The sequence below is a fragment of the Natronospirillum sp. genome (assembly GCF_022565775.1).
Taxonomy (GTDB): Bacteria; Pseudomonadota; Gammaproteobacteria; order Pseudomonadales; family Natronospirillaceae; genus Natronospirillum.
On sequence record NZ_JAIUMC010000169.1, the window covers coordinates 1 to 2,800 of the forward strand.

Annotated in this window: 3 protein-coding genes; all 3 read left to right on the plus strand. The window is 54.3% G+C overall.

Translation table 11 applies throughout. The features are described 5' to 3' along the window. Nucleotides 1-1,096 (plus strand): GMC oxidoreductase (locus LAT62_RS16285; protein ID WP_293386289.1); only part of this gene is annotated, 1,096 nt, incomplete at its 5' end. A gap of 148 nt (nt 1,097-1,244) precedes the next feature. Then, nucleotides 1,245-2,042, plus strand: coding sequence for a hypothetical protein (locus tag LAT62_RS16290; RefSeq protein ID WP_293386291.1), 798 nt, complete (start codon nt 1,245-1,247; stop codon nt 2,040-2,042). Between the two features lie 255 nt (nt 2,043-2,297). After that, nucleotides 2,298-2,468, plus strand: coding sequence for a hypothetical protein (locus LAT62_RS16295; RefSeq protein ID WP_293386293.1), 171 nt, complete (start codon nt 2,298-2,300; stop codon nt 2,466-2,468). Nucleotides 2,469-2,800 lie beyond the last annotated feature (332 nt).

The following is a 2,800-nucleotide window of genomic DNA, read 5'->3' on the forward strand; positions in this document are numbered from 1 at the left end:
AGGACATCGCCGCAATGATGACTTCAATGGGGCAGAACAGGAAGGTGTCGGCCTGTATCAGGTCACGCAGAAAAACGGCCGCCGCTGGAGCGCCGCCCGGGCCTATCTCAAGCCCGCCCGCACCCGGTCGAACCTCACCGTAATTACCGGCGCCCGTGCCACCCGTCTGCAACTGGATGGCAAACGTTGCCGAGGGGTGGAATACCGGCGCAAGGGCACGGTGGAAACGCTGGAAGCCCGCAAGGAAGTGATTGTCAGCGCCGGTGCCCTGCAATCGCCGCAGTTGCTGTTGCTGTCCGGCGTCGGGCCGGCCGAAGAACTGGCACGGCATCAGATCCCCCTGCGCCACGAACTGCCCGGCGTCGGCGAAAACCTGCAGGATCACCCCGATTATGTCACCGGCTATAGCTCCAAAGACACCCGACTGGTCGGTATGGGGCCTGCCGGAATCTGGAACACCACCAAGGGGCTGATCGACTACTGGACGCGAGGCACCGGTTACCTCACCACCAACTTTGCGGAGGGTGGTGCCTTTCTGAAAACCCGACCGGAACTCGACCGACCGGATATTCAACTGCACTTCGTGGTCAGCATTGTGGACGACCACGCCCGCAAATTGTATCTGCGTCATGGCTTCAGTTGCCATGTCTGTGTACTGCGCCCGAAGAGCCGGGGCACCCTCAGGCTGACGTCCAGTGATCCACTGGCCGCCCCAGAGATCAACCCCGGATTTCTGGCCAACCCGGACGACTTCGACACCCTCAAGGCTGGGGTTTGTCAGATGAAAGCCCTGCTGGAAACCCCGCCGCTGGCACCCTTTCGGCACGAAGAGCTCTATGGTGAATCCACCTGTTCCGACAGCGAACTCGACCATCTCATCCGCCAGCGCACGGATACCGTCTACCACCCCATCGGGACCTGTCGCATGGGCCGTGACGACATGGCTGTCGTCGACCCGGAATGCCGCGTGCGCGGGCTGGACAACCTGCGTGTGGTCGACGCCTCCGTCATGCCCAACCTGATCGGCGGCAACACCAACGCCCCCACCATCATGATCGCCGAGCGGATTGCGGACGGGATGAAAACGACGGCGTAAAGCACCGCATTACTACTCAGGGACAGTGAACCCGACAGAAGGTGACACTTTTGAGAGCAAAAGTGTCACCTTCTGTCGTTATATTCCCCTTTGGATGATGGCATAGTCGCTCGCAAACCGACCATCATCACACAAGGGAATGACAACCATGACACGAGAAGAGTATCTGGCGCAGCCTGAATTGCCCGTTATACTGACCTTCAAGCTCGCCTTTCAACAGCTACTGGACAATCTGCACCACCTGGCACGATTTGCGATTCCATTGTTTTTGCTGCTGTTGGTCGCACCCTTCCTTGGCGTCTCAGTTCCGCCAGAAGGCCAGCCCTTCGACGGCTACTGGCAAACCATGGCTTGGATAGCTATCTACTGGCTGGCCATGATCATGGTTGCCATCAACTGCCACCAGTTGTTCATACTCGGCCCTGAACAGTCGCACCAGCTCAAGACCTGGCGCTGGGGCCGTCGTGAATGGCGGTTCCTCGGCTACGGGATCGTGTTTGCCCTGATTCTCATGGTCCTGTCGATACCCTTTGTGGTGGCGGGCATGGCGACCTGGTCCCTGTTCGACAATGATGTGATCGCTGAGTGGGTCTTCATGGTTCTTCTGATGATTCCCCTCGCCTACCTGATGGCCAGATTGATGCTGGTCTTCCCCGCGATCGCAATCGGAGAAACCTTTAGTTGGAGCGATGCACGTCGGTTGTCTGCACATTTTCAATATCGTCTGATACTGCTGATTGGTCTTCTGCCACTCGTGACTTCAACGCTTACCCAACTCATCCCGAACCAGGATGTGCCCTGGGTCTATACCGTCACTCACCTGATATGGTTGCCGGTACTGGCGTTCGAGCTCTGCGTGTTGTCGCTGTGTTATTGCTATCTGACGCATACCCAAGAGCAACCTGTCACTCAGGATACCGAGGCAGTTGATGTACAATTTGAATAAATTCATTACCAAAGTCAGAAAAATCAGGCTTCAAAGGGCCGTGACTGAAACGTTCGCAATTTTTGGTGCTACCGTGTTCGCTATTGAGATGGTCAACTATTTGAACGGGTATTCCGGGTGGGAAGAAATACAATTGTATCTGATCGCATTGCCGATCGCATTCGTTATTGCGGCTCTCCCGTGTAGGGAACCTCTGAATTAATAACTTGATTCCCGTGAAATTCGACACATCGCTCAGCAACCTCAGACGACACCATGGATCAGCTAAGTTTTACGGATGCCGAATACCACCGCATGCGCCGCAAATTGAACAAGGACAACTGTGAAGAAAAATTCGAACAAAGCAAAACCAAGCTGCGGGTCAAGGTGGAGTATCCGCTCAGCATCTTCAAGTGTCCGGCCGGGTGCACCAAAATCCGGTACTGAGGCATGGCTAACAACACGGCTCGGCTGAGCGTAATGGCTGGGCTGGCGAACTTGATAACGATGAAATGACCTCGTCGTCTGTCAAGGCAGTAGGAGTTATTACAACTATTGTCACTTCATGGCGTTGATATAGCTCTATGGGCTCTCCTTACTTTAGAGGGTCCATTTGTAGGAGACCTTGTATGGGCAATTATATTCTGGCAATATTTACTGCTTTCTTGATTTCGAAGATGGCCTTAATTCTAATAATTTTCCTTCGCTCAGAAAATAAGATTAGCCTTAAAAGGATAAACCATTTTGAAAAGTTTTTAGCCGACGAGATCCCAGATAAC

Coding starts and splice junctions, on each gene's coding strand:
- LAT62_RS16290 (WP_293386291.1), top strand. CDS start 1,245: ATGACACGAGAAGAGTATCTGGCGCAGCCTGAATTGCCCGTTATACTG.
- LAT62_RS16295 (WP_293386293.1), top strand. CDS start 2,298: ATGGATCAGCTAAGTTTTACGGATGCCGAATACCACCGCATGCGCCGC.